Consider the following 15,439-nt stretch of genomic DNA (forward strand, 5'->3'; position numbering starts at 1 on the left):
GGTAAGGAGGGGGCAATGTCGACAGCCACCGTCACCAGCAATAGTCAGGTCACCATCCCGGGGGATGTGCGGACCGCTCTTGTTCTTCGCCCCGGATCCCGGCTCGCTTTTGTCATGAACGGCTCCGGAGCCTTCGAGCTCCACGTCGAAAGCGCTTCGATCCGCGACCTGGAGGGCATCGTGCCGGCTCCCGAGATACCCGTCACTCTCGAGGACATGGACAACGCCATTGCCGCCGGAGCCGCGTCGAGCCTCGAGTGATCGGGCTGGACACCAGTGTCGTTCCGGTTTCTCGTCAAGCAGTCCCGGTCTTTCGTGCCTCAGAGCGGGGATTACCTACTGCTCGAACGGCTGCCCGCGTGTCGTGGCTGACGGGACCCTCGCCGCCACCTAGGCTGCGAACGTCTGTTCGATAGCTGGCCGAGAGAGGGTGTTCCGATGCGCGTCCTCGGGATCGACCCCGGCCTGACGCGCTGCGGGCTCGGCGTGGTCGACGGCCGACCCGGTCAGCCGCCCACGATGGTGGCCGTCGGCGTGGTCCGGACGCACGCGGAGCTCGAGACGGCCCGCCGGCTGGTCCAGATCGAGGCGGCGATCGAGGAGTGGGTGGTCGAGCACAAGCCTGACGCCGTGGCGGTGGAGCGGGTGTTCGCCCAGCACAACGTGCAGACGGTGATGGGGACGGCCCAGGCCGCGGGCATCGCCATGCTGGTGGCGGCCCGGCGCGGCATCCCCGTGGCCCTGCACACCCCCAGCGAGGTCAAGGCTGCGATCACCGGGTCGGGCCGCGCCGGCAAGGACCAGGTGGGCGCCATGGTGACCCGGATCCTCCAGCTCGCCGAAGCCCCCAGACCCGCCGACGCGGCGGACGCCCTCGCGCTGGCCATCTGCCACGTCTGGCGCGGCGGCACGACCGCCCGGATGGACGCCGCCGTCCAGGCTGCCACCGCCCAGGCGGCCCGACAGCGCCGGGCGTACAGCCTGGCCCGACGCAAGGAAACCGCACCATGATCGCCTCGCTGACCGGCACCGTCCTCCAGGTGGGACCAACCTCCGCGGTGGTCGAGGTCGGCGGCCTCGGCGTGCTCGCCCTCTGCAGCCCGAACACCGTCGCCGGCCTGCGGGTCGGCCACCGCGCCACCCTGGCCACCTCACTGGTGGTGCGCGAGGACTCCCTCACCCTGTACGGGTTTGCCACGCCCGACGAGCGCGAGTTCTTCGAGCTGTTGCTGACCGCCACCGGCGTCGGACCCAAGCTGGCGCAGGCGGCGCTGGCCGTGCTGCCGCCGGACGAGCTGCGCAGCGCCATCGCGACCGAGAACCTCCTCGCCCTGATGCGGGTACCCGGCGTCGGCCGCAAGGGCGCCCAGCGAATGGTGATCGAGCTCAAGGACAAGATCAACGCCGTCGGCCTCAGCTCCGAGCCGCACACCCCGGCCGGGACGTCGACCGCTTGGCGCGACCAGGTCACCCAGGGGCTGATCGGGCTCGGCTGGCCGGCCAAGGACGCCGACGCGGCCTGCACCGAGGTCGAGCCGATGGTCCGCGACGACCCGTCCACCCCGGTCGCCGTGCTGATGCGCGCCGCCCTGCAGACCCTGGCTCGTCGATGAGGGGCGCTCGCCAGCTGAGGGGAGTCAGAGGATGAGCGACGCGGACCACCCGGACGTGAGCACGCTCGTCCGACCCGGGTCTGACCCGGACGAACGGGCCGCCGAGTCGGCGCTGCGGCCGACGACGCTGGCCGAGTTCGAGGGCCAGGCCCGGGTCAGCGACCAGCTGGGCCTGGTGCTCGAGGCCGCCCGCCGCCGGGGTGCGGTGGCCGACCACGTGCTGCTGTCCGGGCCGCCCGGGCTGGGCAAGACCACGCTGGCCATGATCATCGCCGCGGAGATGGCTGCCCCGCTGCGGATCTCGAGCGGGCCGGCGATCACCCACGCCGGCGACCTCGCCGCCATCCTGTCCGGCCTGGTCGAGGGCGAGGTCTTCTTCCTCGACGAGATCCACCGGATGTCGCGTCCGGCCGAGGAGATGCTCTACCTGGCGATGGAGGACTTCCGGGTCGACGTGGTCGTCGGCAAAGGTCCCGGCGCCACCGCCATCCCGTTGGAGATCCCGCGCTTCACCCTGGTGGGGGCGACGACCCGCGCCGGCCTGCTGCCGGGTCCGCTGCGGGACCGCTTCGGCTTCACCGCCCAGCTCGACTTCTACGACGCCGCCGACCTCGAGCACATCGTGCACCGCTCGGCCGCGCTGATCGGCGCCCGCCTCGACGACGCCGCGGCGGTCGAGATCGCCCGCCGCAGCCGCGGCACCCCCCGGATCGCCAACCGACTGCTGCGCCGGGTCCGCGACTACGCCCAGGTCCGGGCCGACGGCCGCGTCACCCGAGCGGTGGCGCGGGCCGCCCTCGAGCTCTACGAGGTGGACGAGCTGGGCCTGGACCGGTTGGACCGCGGCGTGCTGCTGGCGATGTGTCGCCGGTTCGGCGGCGGTCCGGTCGGCCTGTCGACGCTCGCCATCTCGGTCAGCGAGGAACGCGAGACCGTCGAGGAGGTGGCCGAACCCTTCCTGGTCCGGCAGGGTTTCCTGATGCGCACGCCGCGTGGCCGGGTGGCCACACCGGCCGCGTGGCAGCACCTCGGACTCACTCCGCCGCGCGGGGTCGGGGACGCCGACACCAGCCCCGACCTGTTTGGCTGAGGCTGCGTTCGGGCTCAGACTGGGTAGAGTACGTCGGTCGGTGCGGTCCCGCGCCGGTCACGGCCGGCCGTGGGAACAATCACGGGCGCACCCGACAACGAACGTTGGAGCCATGGAAAAGTACACCTCGCTGATCATGATCGCCCTGCTGGTGGTGGTCTTCTACTTCTTGATCCTGCGTCCGCAGAAGAAGCGTCAGCAGGCCGTCGAGCAGACCCAGCGCTCCCTGGAGCCGGGTGACCGGGTGCTGCTCGGCAGCGGCATCTTCGGCACCGTCGTGGCCCTCGGTGAGCGCCAGGCCGTGATCGAGCTGTCGCCGGGCGTGGAGCTGACCGTCCTCAAGCAGGCGATCGCGCGCAAGGCCACCGCAGCCGACGAAGACGTCCTGGACGACGACGACGACGACCCCGAGCTGGACGAGGCCGACGTGGTGCCCGAGTCGACCCACACCGAGTCGACCTACACCGATCAGACGTACACCGAGCCGCCGGTTCCTGAGCAGCCCCGGTCGGCGGGGGCCGACACCTCCCGCCTCTCCTGAGGCTGTCAACCCCCGAGGCCGGCTCATGCGGTCGGGCGCTGACCGCGCCTGACCCGACCGGCCTCCCCACAGCAAGGACTCACCGCACGTGGCAGTACGCAGTGGCCATCCCGGCCGCACCCTCATCGTTCTCCTGGCCCTGATCGTGGTCCTGGTCGGGCTGATGGCGCTCAGCAAGACCTGGACGCCCAAGCTCGGCCTCGACCTGCGGGGCGGCACGACGATCACGCTGACCGCCAAGAACACCACCGGAGACGGCTCGGTCGACCCGAACAGTCTGAAGCAGGCGCAGCAGATCATCCAGAACCGGGTCGACAGCCTCGGCGTGGGTGAGTCCGAGGTGACCACGTCGGGCAACAAGCAGATCAACGTCAGCGTCCCCAACATCCAGCAGGACCGGCTGGTCGCCCTCGTCGGCCAGACCGCCGTGCTGCGCTTCCGGGCCGTGTACGCGGCGGAGCAGGTCGCCCCGCCGGCCCCGGCCAGCCCCGAGCCGAGCGGCAGCGCCAGCTCCTCGAGCGAGCCCAGCGCCAGCGCGTCGGCCCAGGCGCCCGCCTCCGAGGGTGCGACCCCGAGCGCGAGTCCGAGCGGGGACAAGCGCCCGATGCCGGCCCTGCCGACCGCGCCGCCGGCTCCGTCGACGCCCAAGCCGACGGCCGAGGGCCAGGGCACCCCGCCCGACCAGGCCATCAGCTGGCAGCCGTCCGCGACCGACCAGAGTGAGTTCGCCGCCTTCACCTGCGACCAGCAGGCCACCCAGGTCGACGTGTCCGACCAGCCGCTGTTCTCCTGCGACCCGGCGGGCACCAGCAAGTTCCTGCTGGGCCCGACGCTGATCGAGGGTCGTGACCTGACCGGCGCCAACGCGGGGATCCCGCAGCAGGGCCTCACGTGGGAGGTCAACCTCCAGTTCAACTCAGCGGGAGCGACCGCGTTCGAGAACGCGACCCGCGAGATCGCCACCCGGACCAGCCCCGAGAACACCTTCGCCATCGTGCTGGACGGCAAGTCCATCTCGACCCCCTCGGTCAGCGAGGCGATCCCCGGCGGTCAGGCCCGGATCTCGGGCAGCTTCAACCAGCAGTCGGCGACCGAGCTGGCCAACGTGCTCAAGTACGGGGCGCTGCCGCTGGCCTTCACCGTGGACGAGGTCAACAACGTCTCCGCCACCCTGGGCGGTGAGCAGCTGACCGCCGGCATCGTCGCCGGGCTGATCGGGCTCGGCCTGGTCGTGGCCTTCTGCTTCCTCTACTACCGCGGCCTCGGCATCGTGGTCGTCGCCTCGCTCGCGGTGGCCGGGGTGCTCACGTACGCGTGCATGGTGCTGCTCGGCAGCTCGGTCGGCTTCGCGCTCAACCTGCCCGGCATCGCCGGAGCCATCGTGGCGATCGGGATCACGGCAGACAGCTTCGTCATCTACTTCGAACGGATCCGGGACGAGGTGCGCGACGGCCGCAGCCTGCGGACGGCGGTCGAGACCGGCTGGCGCCGCGCCCGCCAGACCATCCTGATCGCTGACACCGTCTCGATGCTGTCGGCCCTGATCCTGTTCATCCTGGCCATCGGCTCGGTCCGTGGGTTCGCTTTCACCCTCGGTCTCACCACCGTGATCGACGTGCTCGTGGTGTTCGCCTTCACCAAGCCGCTGATGACCCTGCTGGCGCGGACGAAGTTCTTCGGCGGCGGACACAAGCTCTCCGGGCTCGACCCGGAACACCTGGGAGTCCCGTCGCTGCCCGGGGTGCGGCGTGGCCGACAAGGTGTTGCGACCACGGGAGGTAACGCCTGATGTCGAAGTTCGGCCAGCTGGGGCACCGCCTCTACACCGGTGAGGTCTCCTACGACTTCCTCGCCCGCCGTCGCCGCTGGTACGCGATCTCGGCGATCCTGATCCTGATCTCCCTCGGTGCCCTCGGTCTCCGCGGACTGCAGTTCGGGATCGAGTTCGAGGGCGGCGCGGACTTCCGCGCCACCACCGCGGTCACGTCGCAGACCGTCGACCAGATGCAGACGGCGCTGAAGAGCTCGGGCGTGCCTAACCTCGACGACAGCACCATCAACACGATCGGCAGCACCCAGGTCCGGGTGCAGACCCGGACGCTCGATCCCACCACCGAGGTACCGAAGGTCCGTGAGGCGATCGGGGCTGAGGCCAAAATCCCCAGCGACCAGGTGACGTACAGCCTGATCGGGGCGTCGTGGGGCGACCAGATCACCGAGCGGGCGCTGATCGCCCTGCTGGTGTTTCTGGTGCTGGTCGGGCTGGTGATCTGGGCGTACTTCCGCAACGGCACCATGGCCGGCGCCGGCCTAGCCGCGTTGGGGCACGACCTGATCCTGACCGTGGGCATCTACGCCCTCGTCGGGTTCACCGTGACCCCGGCGACGCTGATCGGTGTGCTGACCATCCTCGGCTACTCCCTCTACGACACGGTCGTGGTCTTCGACAAGGTGCGGGAGAACACCCGCGACCTGCGCTCGAGCAGCTCCCGGACGTACAGCGACGCCGCCAACCTCGCGCTCAACCAGGTGCTGGTGCGCTCGGTCAACACCACCGTCATCGGCGTCTTGCCCGTCGCCGCGCTGCTGTTCGCCGGCGCGTTCATCCTCGGCGAGGGTCCGCTGAAGGACCTGGCGCTCGCCCTGTTCGTCGGCATGGTCTCCGGCGCCTACTCCTCGATCTTCCTGGCCACGCCGCTGCTCGCGCAGCTGAAGGAACGTGACCCGGAGATGAAGAAGCTGGCCGTCCGGGTCGCCAACCGCAAGGCCAAGGAGGCGGCGCGCAAGCGGGGCGACGCCGCGCCGGCCCCGGCGACCACGACCTCCGACAGCGCCGAGCCGGAAGACTTCGACCTGGTCGACGTGGTGCCGGGCGTAAGCAGCGGGGCCTCGAGCCACGCGACCTCGGCCCGCGACGGCGCCACCGCGCTGACGGTCACCCGGGGCCCGGCGGGCACCGTGCCGCTACGCCCGGTCAGCGAGGGCGGGGCCAAGCGGCCGCAGCCGCAGCACAAGCCGCGCAGCCAGCGTCGGAAGTAGCGCGACACCTATGCCGCTGGACCCCGACCCACCGGCGTGGGCGTCGCTCGTCGTCGACGTGCCCGACTTCCCGAAGCCTGGGGTCAGGTTCCTCGACATCACCCCGCTTGTCGGCTCGGCCGCCGGGCTGAGGGAGGTCGTGGCCGCTCTGGTCCGGGCCGTCCCTCGTGACGTCGACGTCGTGGTGGGGATGGAGGCGCGAGGCTTCATCTTCAGCGTGCCGGTGGCGCTGGCCCTGGGCGTGGGTTTCGCCCCCGTCCGCAAGCCGGGCAAGCTGCCCCGGCCGTGCGTCTCGGTCACCTACGACCTCGAGTACGGCACCGAGACCCTCACCTTGCACGAGGACGCGATCGCTCCCGGCGCCCGGGTCCTGATCGTCGACGACGTGCTGGCCACCGGTGGGACGGTCGTCGCGACCGCCGAGCTGGTCCGCCGCCTCGGCGGCACGGTCAGCCAGGTCGCGGTGGTGATGGAGCTGGACGTCCTGCACGGACGGGCGCTGCTCGCCGAGCACGGCCTGAACCAGGTGTCGGCGCTGATCCACGTCGGCTCCGAACCGGCAGGGGAGGCGTGAGCAGCCCGGCGCCCGGTAGCGGCAGCCGCGCCATCGGCCGGTCCCGGAGCGGCCGACGTCCCTGGACCACCGACGCCCTGGTCAACCTGCCGGCGCGGGTCACCTCACCGCTGATCGAGCTCACCCGCCGCGCCCTGCTGGCCCTGCTGTTGCTGCTGGCGATCGTCGTGCTGGTCTGGGTGGACCGCGACTCCTACACCGACAGCCACGACGGCACGGTCACCCTCGTCGACGCGGTCTACTACGCCACGGTGACCATCACCACCACCGGCTACGGCGACATCACCCCGATCACACCGCACGCCCGGATCCTGAACGCCGTCATCGTGGCGCCGCTCCGGATCCTGTTCCTGGTGCTGTTGGTCGGCACGACGCTGCAGGTGCTGGCCAACGAGGGCCGGCGGATGTTCTTGGACGGTCGTTGGAGGAAGCAGATGCGCAACCATGTCGTGGTCGTCGGGTACGGCACCAAAGGCCGCAGCGCGGTCGACACCGTCGCCGCCAACGGCGGCAACCCCGCGCAGATCGTCGTGATCGACGGCCGGGCGGCGGCGGTGGCGGACGCGACGCTGCGCGGCTACGCCGCCATCGAGGGCGACGCCACCCGACGGGAGGTGCTGCGCCGAGCCGAGATCATCAAGGCGCGCGAGGTGATCATCACCCTCGACCGGGACGACTCCGCGATCCTGGTCACCCTGACCGTCCGCCAGCTCAACCCGAGCGCGCACGTCGTGGTGGCCGTCCGCGAGGAGGACAACGCCTCGCTGCTGCGCCAGTCCGGGGCCAACGCCGTCATCACCTCCTCCGAGGCGGTCGGCCGGCTGCTCGGCCTCTCGGCGACCAGCCCCAACCTCGGCACGGTGATCGAGGACCTGCTCTCCTCCCGCGAGGGGATGGAGGTCGGCGAACGCCAGGTCACCCCCGCCGAGGTGGGGCTCTCCCCGGGTCAGGTCGAGGACGAAGCAGTGATCGCCGTCGTCCGCAACAAGACCTTGCGCCGCTTCTACGACCCCACGGTCGCCCGGCTCGAGACCGGTGACCAGGTCGTCGTGGTGAGACACGCGGCCGAGTCTGACTGACGGCCTAGACTGCGTAAGGTCGTCCTCCATCGTGGGGATCCGGACGAGGTGAGGGGCCAGCGGCGGTGACGGATCAGGGAGCGGCAGTGCGCAACGGGCTCGAGCCCGACGACGCGTCCGCCCCGACGACGCTCCCGACCGGCCCGTCGAGCACCGCGCCCACCGAGAACCTGCCCGTCCCGCTCGGCGTCCCCGGGGAACAGCCGCGCTTCCGGGTCCGGCAGCGACTGGCCCGGCTCGGCACCACCCGGCCGCAGACCCCGGTGCTGGACCCGCTGTTCCGGGTGGTCCGGGCCAACCACCCGAAGGCCGACCTCGCCGTCGTCGAGCGCGCGTACCGGATCGCCGAGCAGCACCACCGAGGTCAGCTCCGCAAGAGCGGCGACGCCTACATCACCCACCCGCTGGCCGTGACGACGATCCTGGCCGAGCTGGGCATGACCGAGACGACGCTCTGCGCCGCGCTGCTGCACGACACCGTCGAGGACACCGAGTACACCCTCGCCCAGCTGACCCGCGACTTCGGCGAGGAGGTGGCGCTGCTGGTGGACGGCTGTACCAAGGTCGACAAGATCACGTACGGCGAGTCGGCCAAGTCCGACACCATCCGCAAGATGGTGGTCGCGATGAGCCGCGACATCCGGGTGCTGGTGATCAAGCTCGCCGACCGGCTGCACAACATGCGGACGCTGCACTACCTGCGGCCCGACAAGCAGTCCCGGATCGCGTCGGAGACGCTGGAGATCTTCGCCCCCCTGGCCCACCGGCTGGGCATGAACGCGATCAAGTGGGAGCTCGAGGACCTCGCGTTCGGCACCCTGCACCCCAAGGTCTACGACGAGATCGTCCGGCTGGTCGCCGAGGCCGCCCCCAGTCGCGACGACTTCCTTGCCGGCGTGGTCGACCAGGTGCAGGCTGACCTCAAGGCTGCGAAGATCCGGGCCACCGTGACCGGGCGGCCCAAGCACTACTACTCGATCTACCAGAAGATGGTCGTCCGCGGCCGCGACTTCCAGGAGATCTACGACCTGGTCGGCCTCCGGGTGCTGGTCGAGGAGAACCGCGACTGCTACGCCGCCCTCGGCGTGCTGCACGTCCGCTGGAACCCCCTGCCCGGGCGGTTCAAGGACTACATCGCGATGCCGAAGTTCAACATGTACCAGTCGTTGCACACGACGGTGCTAGGCCCCGAAGGCAAGCCGGTCGAGCTGCAGATCCGGACCGAGGAGATGCACCGCCGGGCCGAGTTCGGCGTCGCCGCGCACTGGAAGTACAAGGAAGGCGCGTCGCCGACGGCCAAACCGGGCGACGCCGGCGAGCTGGTCTGGGTGCGTCAGCTGATGGACTGGCAGCGCGAGTCCGACGACCCGGGGGAGTTCCTCGACGCGTTGCGCTTCGAGATCAACTCCTCCGAGGTGTACGCCTTCACCCCCAAGGGCGACGTCATGTCGCTGCCGCAGGGCTCGACGCCGATCGACTTCGCGTACGCGATCCACACCGAGGTGGGCAACCGCACCATCGGCGCCCGGGTGAACAACCGGCTCGTCTCGCTGGAGTCGGTGCTGGCCAACGGCGACGTGGTCGAGATCTTCACCTCCAAGGCCGAGAACGCCGGCCCGAGCCGCGACTGGCTGGCCTTCGTCGCCAGCCCCCGGGCCCGGAACAAGATCCGGCACCACTTCACCCGTGAGCGCCGCGAGGAGTCCGTCGAGGCCGGTAAGGAGCTGCTGGCGCGTCAGCTGCGCAAGGCGGGGCTGCCGTTGCAGCGACTGCTCACCCTCGAGCACCTGACGGCGGTCGCCGGCTTCTTCAAGCTGCCCGACGTGACCGCGCTCTACGCCGCGGTCGGGGAGAACACGGTCGGTGCCCAGGCCGTGGTCAACCGGCTGATCAGCGTCGAGGGCGGCGACGAGGCCGCGGCTGATGAGACCGGCGAGGACCGGGTCGTGACCGGGCGGCGACGCCGGACCGCCGGTGGCAGCAGCGGCGAGAGCGGCATCCGGGTGGTCGGGGCGAGCGACCTCTGGGTCAAGCTGGCCAAGTGCTGCACACCCGTCCCGGGCGATGAGATCCTGGGCTTCGTCACCCGCGGGGCCGGCGTCTCGGTGCACCGGACCGACTGCGTGAACGCCGCCAGCCTGCGGACCGAGCCGGAACGGCTGATCGACGTCGAGTGGGCCCCCACCGCGAAGAGCTCGTTCCTGGTGGCCATCCAGGTCGAGGCGCTGGACCGCGCCCGGCTGCTCTCCGACATCACCCGATCCCTGTCGGACCAGCACGTGAACATCCTGTCCGCCGCCCTGAGCACCACCAAGGACCGGATCTGTCGGGCCAAGTTCACCTTCGAGACCGCCGACCCGACCCACCTCGACCACGTCCTCCGCGCCGTCCGCAACGTCCCGGCCGTCTTCGACGTGTACCGCATCTCCCAGTAGCCCGGCATCTCCCAGTAGCCCGCGCGGGTGCTGAGCCTGTCGGCGAGGCGGCGGCAGGCTAAACCCCTGACCCCCACCTACACGGTCACTTCACAGGCTCTAGGGCGACTTCCCACCTGCGCGCGCACCTGTGACGACGCCCGCCAGCATGTGAAGTGACCGGCCAGGGCATTCCCATGGTGGGTGCACCCGAGCCCCCGGGGCGGGGAGTCAGCCGGAGTAGTCGGCGACGGCCTTCTGGGCCTGCTCGAGCCACTCGCGGTAGGTGGCGGCCGAGCTGCGGGCCTCCCCGGCGCGGCGGACGTCGCCGCGGGCGTCGGCGGCTTCGGCCTGGGCGTCGAGCTGGGCGATCTGGGCTTCCAGCTTGGCGGCCGTCTCCTGGGCCCGGGCCAGCGCCTCGGGGTTGGTCCGCCGCCATTTGTCTTCCTCGGCGTGGTTCACCGCCTCCTCGATCGCACGCAGCCGGCTCTCCAGCGGCCGGATCGAGTCGCGCGGCACCTTGCCGAGCGCGGACCAGCGTTCCAGCAGGTCGCGGTAGAGCGCTCGCCCGGCCGCCGGGTCGGTCACCGGCAGCTGGGCCTCCGCCTCGCTCAGCAACGCCTCCTTCGCCTCGGCGTTGACCGCGAACTCAGCGTCCTGCTCGTTCATCGCCGCGGTCTTGGCGGCGAAGAAGCCGTCCTGGGCCGCCCGGAACCGCCGCCAGAGCGTCTCGTCGATCCCCCGCGGGGCGGGACCGGCCTGCTTCCAGCGGGTCATCAGCTCGCGGTAGGTGCCGGTGGTCGGGCCCCAGTCGGTCGAGCCGGCGAGCGCCTCAGCCTCCTCAGCCAGCTTTTCCTTGACCACCCGGGCCGACTCGCGCTGCTCCCCCTGCTGGGCGAACTGGGCTTTGCGGCGCCGGGTGTAGGTGGTCCGGGCGCTGGAGAAGCGGTGCCACAGCTCGTCGTCGGTCGCCCGGTCGAGCCGGGGGAGCGCCTTCCACTGGTCGAGCAGCGCGCGGAACCGGTTGACCCCACCACGCCAGTCGTTGCCGGCGGCGAACTTCTCGGCTTCGGCGACGAACGTCTCCTTGGCGGCGCGGGCCTCCTCGCTCGCCTTGGCCCGCTCCGCCCGCTTGACCGCTCGCTGCTCGGCGAGCTTGGGGGCCAGGGCGTCGAGCCGGGCGAGCAGCCCGTCCAGGTCACCGACGGCGTGGGCACCGTCGACGGCGGTCCGGACGGTCTTCACCGAGCCGGCCGCGTCGTCGGGGGAGAGCGCCCCGGTGCTCACCCGACGTTCGAGCAAGGACACCTCGAGCTCGAGGGAGTCGTAGCGCCGGGTGAAGAAGGCGATCGCCTCTTCGGCGGGAACCTCAGGCACCTGGCCGACGCTGCGTTCGCCCGCAGCCGTGCGGACGAAGACCGTACCGTCCGGATCGACCCGTCCGAAGGACGCAGGACCGGCTCCGGCCCCAGGGACCGGTGAGCCAGCGGCTTCAGTCATGCGCCCAATCCTGCCCGATAGTCTCGCGTTTGTGTTCATCGCGTCCTTCCCTGCGGGAGTGTGGCAGACCAACTGCTACCTCCTCGCGACCGAGCCGGGCGCGGAGTGCGTCATCGTCGACCCGGGCATGGAGGCGCTCGACACCGTCGTGGACGTCGTGGCCGAGCACCGGCTGAAGCCGGTCGCGGTGGTGCTCACCCACGGCCACCTCGACCACACGTTCTCGGTCACCCCGCTGTGCCGCAGCAGCGACGCCGCCTGCTGGATCCACGTTGCCGACCGCGCGCTGCTCGCCGACCCGTTCGCCGCGATGGGTCCCGACGCTTTCGCCCTGGTCGAACGGCTGGCCCCCGGCTCCACCTTCGTCGAACCAGACACGGTGCACGAGCTCACCGACGGCGCGACCATCGCCGTCGCGGGCCTGGAGCTGTCGGCCCTGCACGCACCTGGCCACACCCCCGGGTCGACGATGTTCTCCCTCGACCTCTCCTCGATGCCCGGTCCCCGTACCGACGTCGAGTCGCTGGTCCTCTCCGGCGACGTGCTGTTCGCCGGCTCGATCGGCCGAACCGACTTGCCGGGCGGCAGCTCCGTCGACATGCTGGAGAGCCTGCGTACCAAAGTGCTGCCCTTGCCCGACGCCGTCGCCATCCTGCCCGGACACGGGCCGCAGACCACCATGGCCCGCGAGCGTGCGCACAACCCCTATCTACAGGCGCCCTACCTACAAGCGCCCTACCTGCAGGACCCGTCACCGAGGAGCCCGTCGTGAGCCGCCCCAAGCCCTTGTCCGGGTTTCCCGAGCTGACCCCGCAGGAGCGGATCGTCGAGCAGCTCGTGCTCGACCGGCTACGGGAGACGTTCGAGCTGCACGGCTTCGGGTCGATCGAGACCCGGTCGGTCGAGCCGTTGGACCGGCTGGCCAAGCAGGGCGAGATCGACAAGGAGGTCTACGCCGTCCAGCGGGTGGCCGCCGAGCCCGGCACCCCGGCCGAGCTGGGCCTGCACTTCGACCTCACCGTCCCGTTTGCGCGCTACGTGCTCGAGCACGCCCACGAGCTGGCGTTCCCGTTCCGGCGCTACCAGATCCAGAAGGTGTGGCGCGGCGAGCGGCCGCAGGAGGGGCGCTACCGCGAGTTCACCCAGGCCGACATCGACATCGTCGACGCCGGCACCTTGGCCGCCCACCACGACGTCGAGCTGCCGCTGGTCACCCTCGGTGCGCTCGACCGGCTGCACGTCGACCTCGGACTGCCGCCGGTGCTGATGCGGGTCAACAACCGCCGGCTGTCCGAAGGTTTCTACCGCGGCCTCGACATCGCCGACCCGGCGGCGGTGCTGCGCCAGGTCGACAAGCTGGACAAGATCGGACCTGAACGGGTGACCGAGGTGCTGGTCAGCGACTCCGGTGTCAGCCTCGCCCAGGCCAGGTCGGTGGTCCAGCTGGCCCAGATCTCCGCCCCGGACGAGTCGTTCGTCGACGAGGTCCACCGCCTCGGCGTCCACAGCGACGAGCTGGACGAGGGTCTCGAGCTGCTCGCCGCCGTGGTGCGGGCCGCGCGCACCCACGTGCCCGGCCGGCTCGTCGCCGACCTCAAGATCGCCCGCGGCCTCGACTACTACACCGGCACCGTCTACGAGACCGAGCTGGTCGGCTACGAGTCGTGGGGCTCGATCTCCTCCGGCGGCCGCTACGAGTCGCTGGCCACCGACGGCCGGACCACCTATCCGGGCGTGGGCCTGTCGATCGGGGTCACCCGGCTGCTCGCGCCGCTGCTCGGCCGCAAGGTGCTGCAACCGACCCGGTCGGTGCCGACCGCGGTCCTGGTCGCGGTCGAGTCGGAGGAGACCCGGTCGAGCGCGGTCGCGGTGGCCGAGGCGTTGCGGGCCCGCGGCATCCCCACCGAGGTGGCGCCCAAGGCCGACAGGTTCGGCCGGCAGATCCGCTACGCCGACCGGCGCGGCATCCCGTACGTGTGGTTCGGCCCGGCCGCGTCGAGTGAGGTCAAGGACATCCGGACCGGCGAACAGCTGCCCGCCGACCCCGACCGGTGGAACCCCCCGGCCGCCGACCTGCACCCCCAGGTCCGGTCCTGATGGCTGACGCGACCAGCGGGTCGACCCCCGGCTCGAGCCGGGGGCACCAGGTCCTGGCCTCGGCCGACAGCGAGGTCTTCGCCTCGCTGCGGCGACGGCCGAGCTCGAGGTCGGACCGGTACGCGCTCGGGAAGGAGCTGCGGCACACCGTGCCCCGCTCGTCGCTGGGGGCCTGGAGCGCCCCCGCGGACCGGGCGGACCCCGTCGCGTTGCTCGAGGAGTCCCACCGCGGCCGCCTCGACTCCCTCATCCCGGTCCGGGTGGCGCGGATGGTCAGCTCGCCGTACGGGTTCCTGCGCGGGACGGCGGTCGTGATGGCCGCCGACGTGGCGGGGCTGCCGTCGACGGGCATCATGCCGGTGATCTGCGGCGACGCCCACCTCGGCAACTTCGGCTTCTACGCCTCGCCCGAAGGCGAGCTGGTGATCGACCTCAACGACTTCGACGAAGCCCACCCGGGCCCCTGGGAGTGGGACCTGCGGCGGCTGGTGGCCAGCACCTGGGTCGCCGGCCGCGAGAACGGGGCCAGCGAGGACCGGTGCCGCGACGCCGTTCTCGCCTGCGTCGCCGCCTACCGCGACGAGGTCCGCTTCCTCGCCGAGCAGCCGCTGCTGATGCGCAGCTACAACCGGCTCGACGTCGGCCGGCTGCACGAGACGGTGACCGAGAAGTCGCTCCGGGACGAGATCAGCCGCTCGGCCAAACGCGCCCGGTCGCGGACCAGCGACCGCGCGCTGCCCAAGTTCACCGCCGAGCGGGACGGGGTCCGCCAGATCGTGGAGGACCCGCCACTGATCACCCGCGTCGGCGCCGACGAGGCCGCTGGCGTCGCGGTCGCGCTGGACGAGTACCTGACCACGCTCGCCCCGCACTGGCGCCGAGCCCTCGGCGGCTACACGCTGATCGACCTGGCCCACAAGGTCGTCGGCGTCGGCAGCGTCGGGCTGCGCGCCTACGTGGCCCTGCTGGAGGGCAGCAGCCCCGACGACGTGGTCTTCCTGCAGCTCAAGCAGGCCCGGCGCTCGGTCCTCGCGCCGTACGTGCACGGCGACTCGGCCTGGCACGCCCACCAGGGCCAGCGGGTGGTGGAGTACCAGCAGGCGTTGCAGACGGTCAGCGACCCGCTGCTCGGCTGGACCACGGTGGCCGAGCGGCAGTACTACGTCCGCCAGTTCCGCAACATGAAGGGCACCATCCCGCTGGACGCGATCGACGCCGCCGCGCTCAGCGACTACGCCGGCATCGTCGGGCACCTGCTCGCGAAGGGGCACGCCCGGACCAGCGGCGCGTCCATGATCGCCGGCTACGCGGGTCCCTCCGACAAGCTCGACCGCGCCATGGCCGACTTCGCCCGGGCGTACGCCGACCAGACCGAGGCCGACTACACGACGCTGGTCGCCGCGGTCCGGCGCGGCCGGCTACCTGTGCTGGAGGGTGCCCTCGACCGTGTCGGGTCGGCCTTCCGCCCGGGCTGAGCGCCGCTCAGGTGCGG

14 protein-coding genes are annotated in these 15,439 nt (G+C 71.3%); 13 read left to right on the forward strand and 1 reads right to left on the reverse strand.

Going from position 1 to position 15,439, the window contains the following annotated elements; all coding sequences use genetic code 11:
* The first annotated feature begins 15 nt into the window (after positions 1-15).
* The 10 genes from ACFE76_RS10875 to ACFE76_RS10920 all read left to right on the forward strand — a co-directional run bounded on the left by ACFE76_RS10875 (position 16) and on the right by ACFE76_RS10920 (position 10,371).
* The gene (locus tag ACFE76_RS10875) at positions 16-261 is read left to right on the forward strand and encodes an AbrB/MazE/SpoVT family DNA-binding domain-containing protein (protein WP_375431775.1); all 246 of its coding nucleotides are present in this window, start codon (positions 16-18) and stop codon (positions 259-261) included.
* Between the two features lie 177 nt (positions 262-438).
* Entirely contained in the window at positions 439-1,011 is a 573-nt protein-coding gene (ruvC, locus tag ACFE76_RS10880) for a crossover junction endodeoxyribonuclease RuvC (protein ID WP_375431776.1), read from the forward strand.
* Positions 1,008-1,613 (forward strand): Holliday junction branch migration protein RuvA, encoded by a 606-nt coding sequence (gene ruvA, locus ACFE76_RS10885; RefSeq protein WP_375431777.1) that lies wholly within the window; start codon positions 1,008-1,010, stop codon positions 1,611-1,613. Before ruvC ends, ruvA begins: the two co-directional genes overlap by 4 nt.
* 31 nt (positions 1,614-1,644) lie before the next feature.
* The gene (gene ruvB / locus ACFE76_RS10890) at positions 1,645-2,703 is read left to right on the forward strand and encodes a Holliday junction branch migration DNA helicase RuvB (RefSeq protein ID WP_375431778.1); all 1,059 of its coding nucleotides are present in this window, start codon (positions 1,645-1,647) and stop codon (positions 2,701-2,703) included.
* Positions 2,704-2,815: 112 nt separating this feature from the next.
* Positions 2,816-3,244: a preprotein translocase subunit YajC gene (yajC, locus tag ACFE76_RS10895; RefSeq protein WP_375431779.1), complete on the forward strand. Its 429-nt coding sequence runs from the start codon at positions 2,816-2,818 to the stop codon at positions 3,242-3,244.
* Between the two features lie 88 nt (positions 3,245-3,332).
* A complete protein-coding gene (gene secD / locus ACFE76_RS10900) occupies positions 3,333-5,033 on the forward strand; it encodes a protein translocase subunit SecD (protein WP_375431780.1) in 1,701 nt (566 codons plus the stop codon).
* Positions 5,033-6,283 (forward strand): protein translocase subunit SecF, encoded by a 1,251-nt coding sequence (secF, locus tag ACFE76_RS10905; protein ID WP_375431781.1) that lies wholly within the window; start codon positions 5,033-5,035, stop codon positions 6,281-6,283. The genes secD and secF overlap by 1 nt, the downstream gene beginning before the upstream one ends.
* A gap of 10 nt (positions 6,284-6,293) precedes the next feature.
* Entirely contained in the window at positions 6,294-6,857 is a 564-nt protein-coding gene (locus tag ACFE76_RS10910) for an adenine phosphoribosyltransferase (RefSeq protein WP_375431782.1), read from the forward strand.
* A gap of 32 nt (positions 6,858-6,889) precedes the next feature.
* Entirely contained in the window at positions 6,890-7,936 is a 1,047-nt protein-coding gene (locus ACFE76_RS10915) for a potassium channel family protein (RefSeq protein WP_375431807.1), read from the forward strand.
* A 170-nt stretch (positions 7,937-8,106) separates the two neighbouring features.
* Positions 8,107-10,371, forward strand: a complete 2,265-nt coding sequence (locus tag ACFE76_RS10920; protein ID WP_375431808.1) for a RelA/SpoT family protein — start codon at positions 8,107-8,109, stop codon at positions 10,369-10,371.
* A gap of 210 nt (positions 10,372-10,581) precedes the next feature.
* Here ACFE76_RS10920 and ACFE76_RS10925 read toward each other — a convergent pair whose 3' ends face one another.
* Complete coding sequence (locus ACFE76_RS10925) at positions 10,582-11,889, reverse strand: DUF349 domain-containing protein (protein WP_375431783.1); 1,308 nt, start codon at positions 11,887-11,889, stop codon at positions 10,582-10,584.
* Between ACFE76_RS10925 and ACFE76_RS10930 the strand changes: the two genes are divergently transcribed.
* From ACFE76_RS10930 to ACFE76_RS10940, 3 genes are read left to right on the forward strand one after another with little or no spacing between them, the layout of a single operon-like run.
* Positions 11,882-12,622: an MBL fold metallo-hydrolase gene (locus ACFE76_RS10930; protein WP_375431784.1), complete on the forward strand. Its 741-nt coding sequence runs from the start codon at positions 11,882-11,884 to the stop codon at positions 12,620-12,622. The genes ACFE76_RS10925 and ACFE76_RS10930 overlap by 8 nt on opposite strands.
* A complete protein-coding gene (gene hisS, locus ACFE76_RS10935; protein ID WP_375431785.1) occupies positions 12,619-13,947 on the forward strand; it encodes a histidine--tRNA ligase in 1,329 nt (442 codons plus the stop codon). The genes ACFE76_RS10930 and hisS overlap by 4 nt, the downstream gene beginning before the upstream one ends.
* Positions 13,947-15,422 (forward strand): DUF2252 domain-containing protein, encoded by a 1,476-nt coding sequence (locus tag ACFE76_RS10940; protein WP_375431786.1) that lies wholly within the window; start codon positions 13,947-13,949, stop codon positions 15,420-15,422. The genes hisS and ACFE76_RS10940 overlap by 1 nt, the downstream gene beginning before the upstream one ends.
* Positions 15,423-15,439: the final 17 nt, after the last annotated feature.

Source organism: uncultured Friedmanniella sp. (assembly GCF_964244005.1).
GTDB lineage: Bacteria > Actinomycetota > Actinomycetes > Propionibacteriales > Propionibacteriaceae > Microlunatus.

Excerpts from the sequence above, each read along its gene's own strand:
- ACFE76_RS10875 (WP_375431775.1), top strand. The coding sequence starts at position 16 with ATGTCGACAGCCACCGTCACCAGCAATAGTCAGGTCACCATCCCGGGG.
- ACFE76_RS10925 (WP_375431783.1), bottom strand. The coding sequence starts at position 11,889 with ATGAACACAAACGCGAGACTATCGGGCAGGATTGGGCGCATGACTGAA.
- ruvC (WP_375431776.1), top strand. The coding sequence starts at position 439 with ATGCGCGTCCTCGGGATCGACCCCGGCCTGACGCGCTGCGGGCTCGGC.
- ruvB (WP_375431778.1), top strand. The coding sequence starts at position 1,645 with ATGAGCGACGCGGACCACCCGGACGTGAGCACGCTCGTCCGACCCGGG.
- ACFE76_RS10940 (WP_375431786.1), top strand. The coding sequence starts at position 13,947 with ATGGCTGACGCGACCAGCGGGTCGACCCCCGGCTCGAGCCGGGGGCAC.
- secF (WP_375431781.1), top strand. The coding sequence starts at position 5,033 with ATGTCGAAGTTCGGCCAGCTGGGGCACCGCCTCTACACCGGTGAGGTC.
- ruvA (WP_375431777.1), top strand. The coding sequence starts at position 1,008 with ATGATCGCCTCGCTGACCGGCACCGTCCTCCAGGTGGGACCAACCTCC.
- yajC (WP_375431779.1), top strand. The coding sequence starts at position 2,816 with ATGGAAAAGTACACCTCGCTGATCATGATCGCCCTGCTGGTGGTGGTC.
- ACFE76_RS10910 (WP_375431782.1), top strand. The coding sequence starts at position 6,294 with ATGCCGCTGGACCCCGACCCACCGGCGTGGGCGTCGCTCGTCGTCGAC.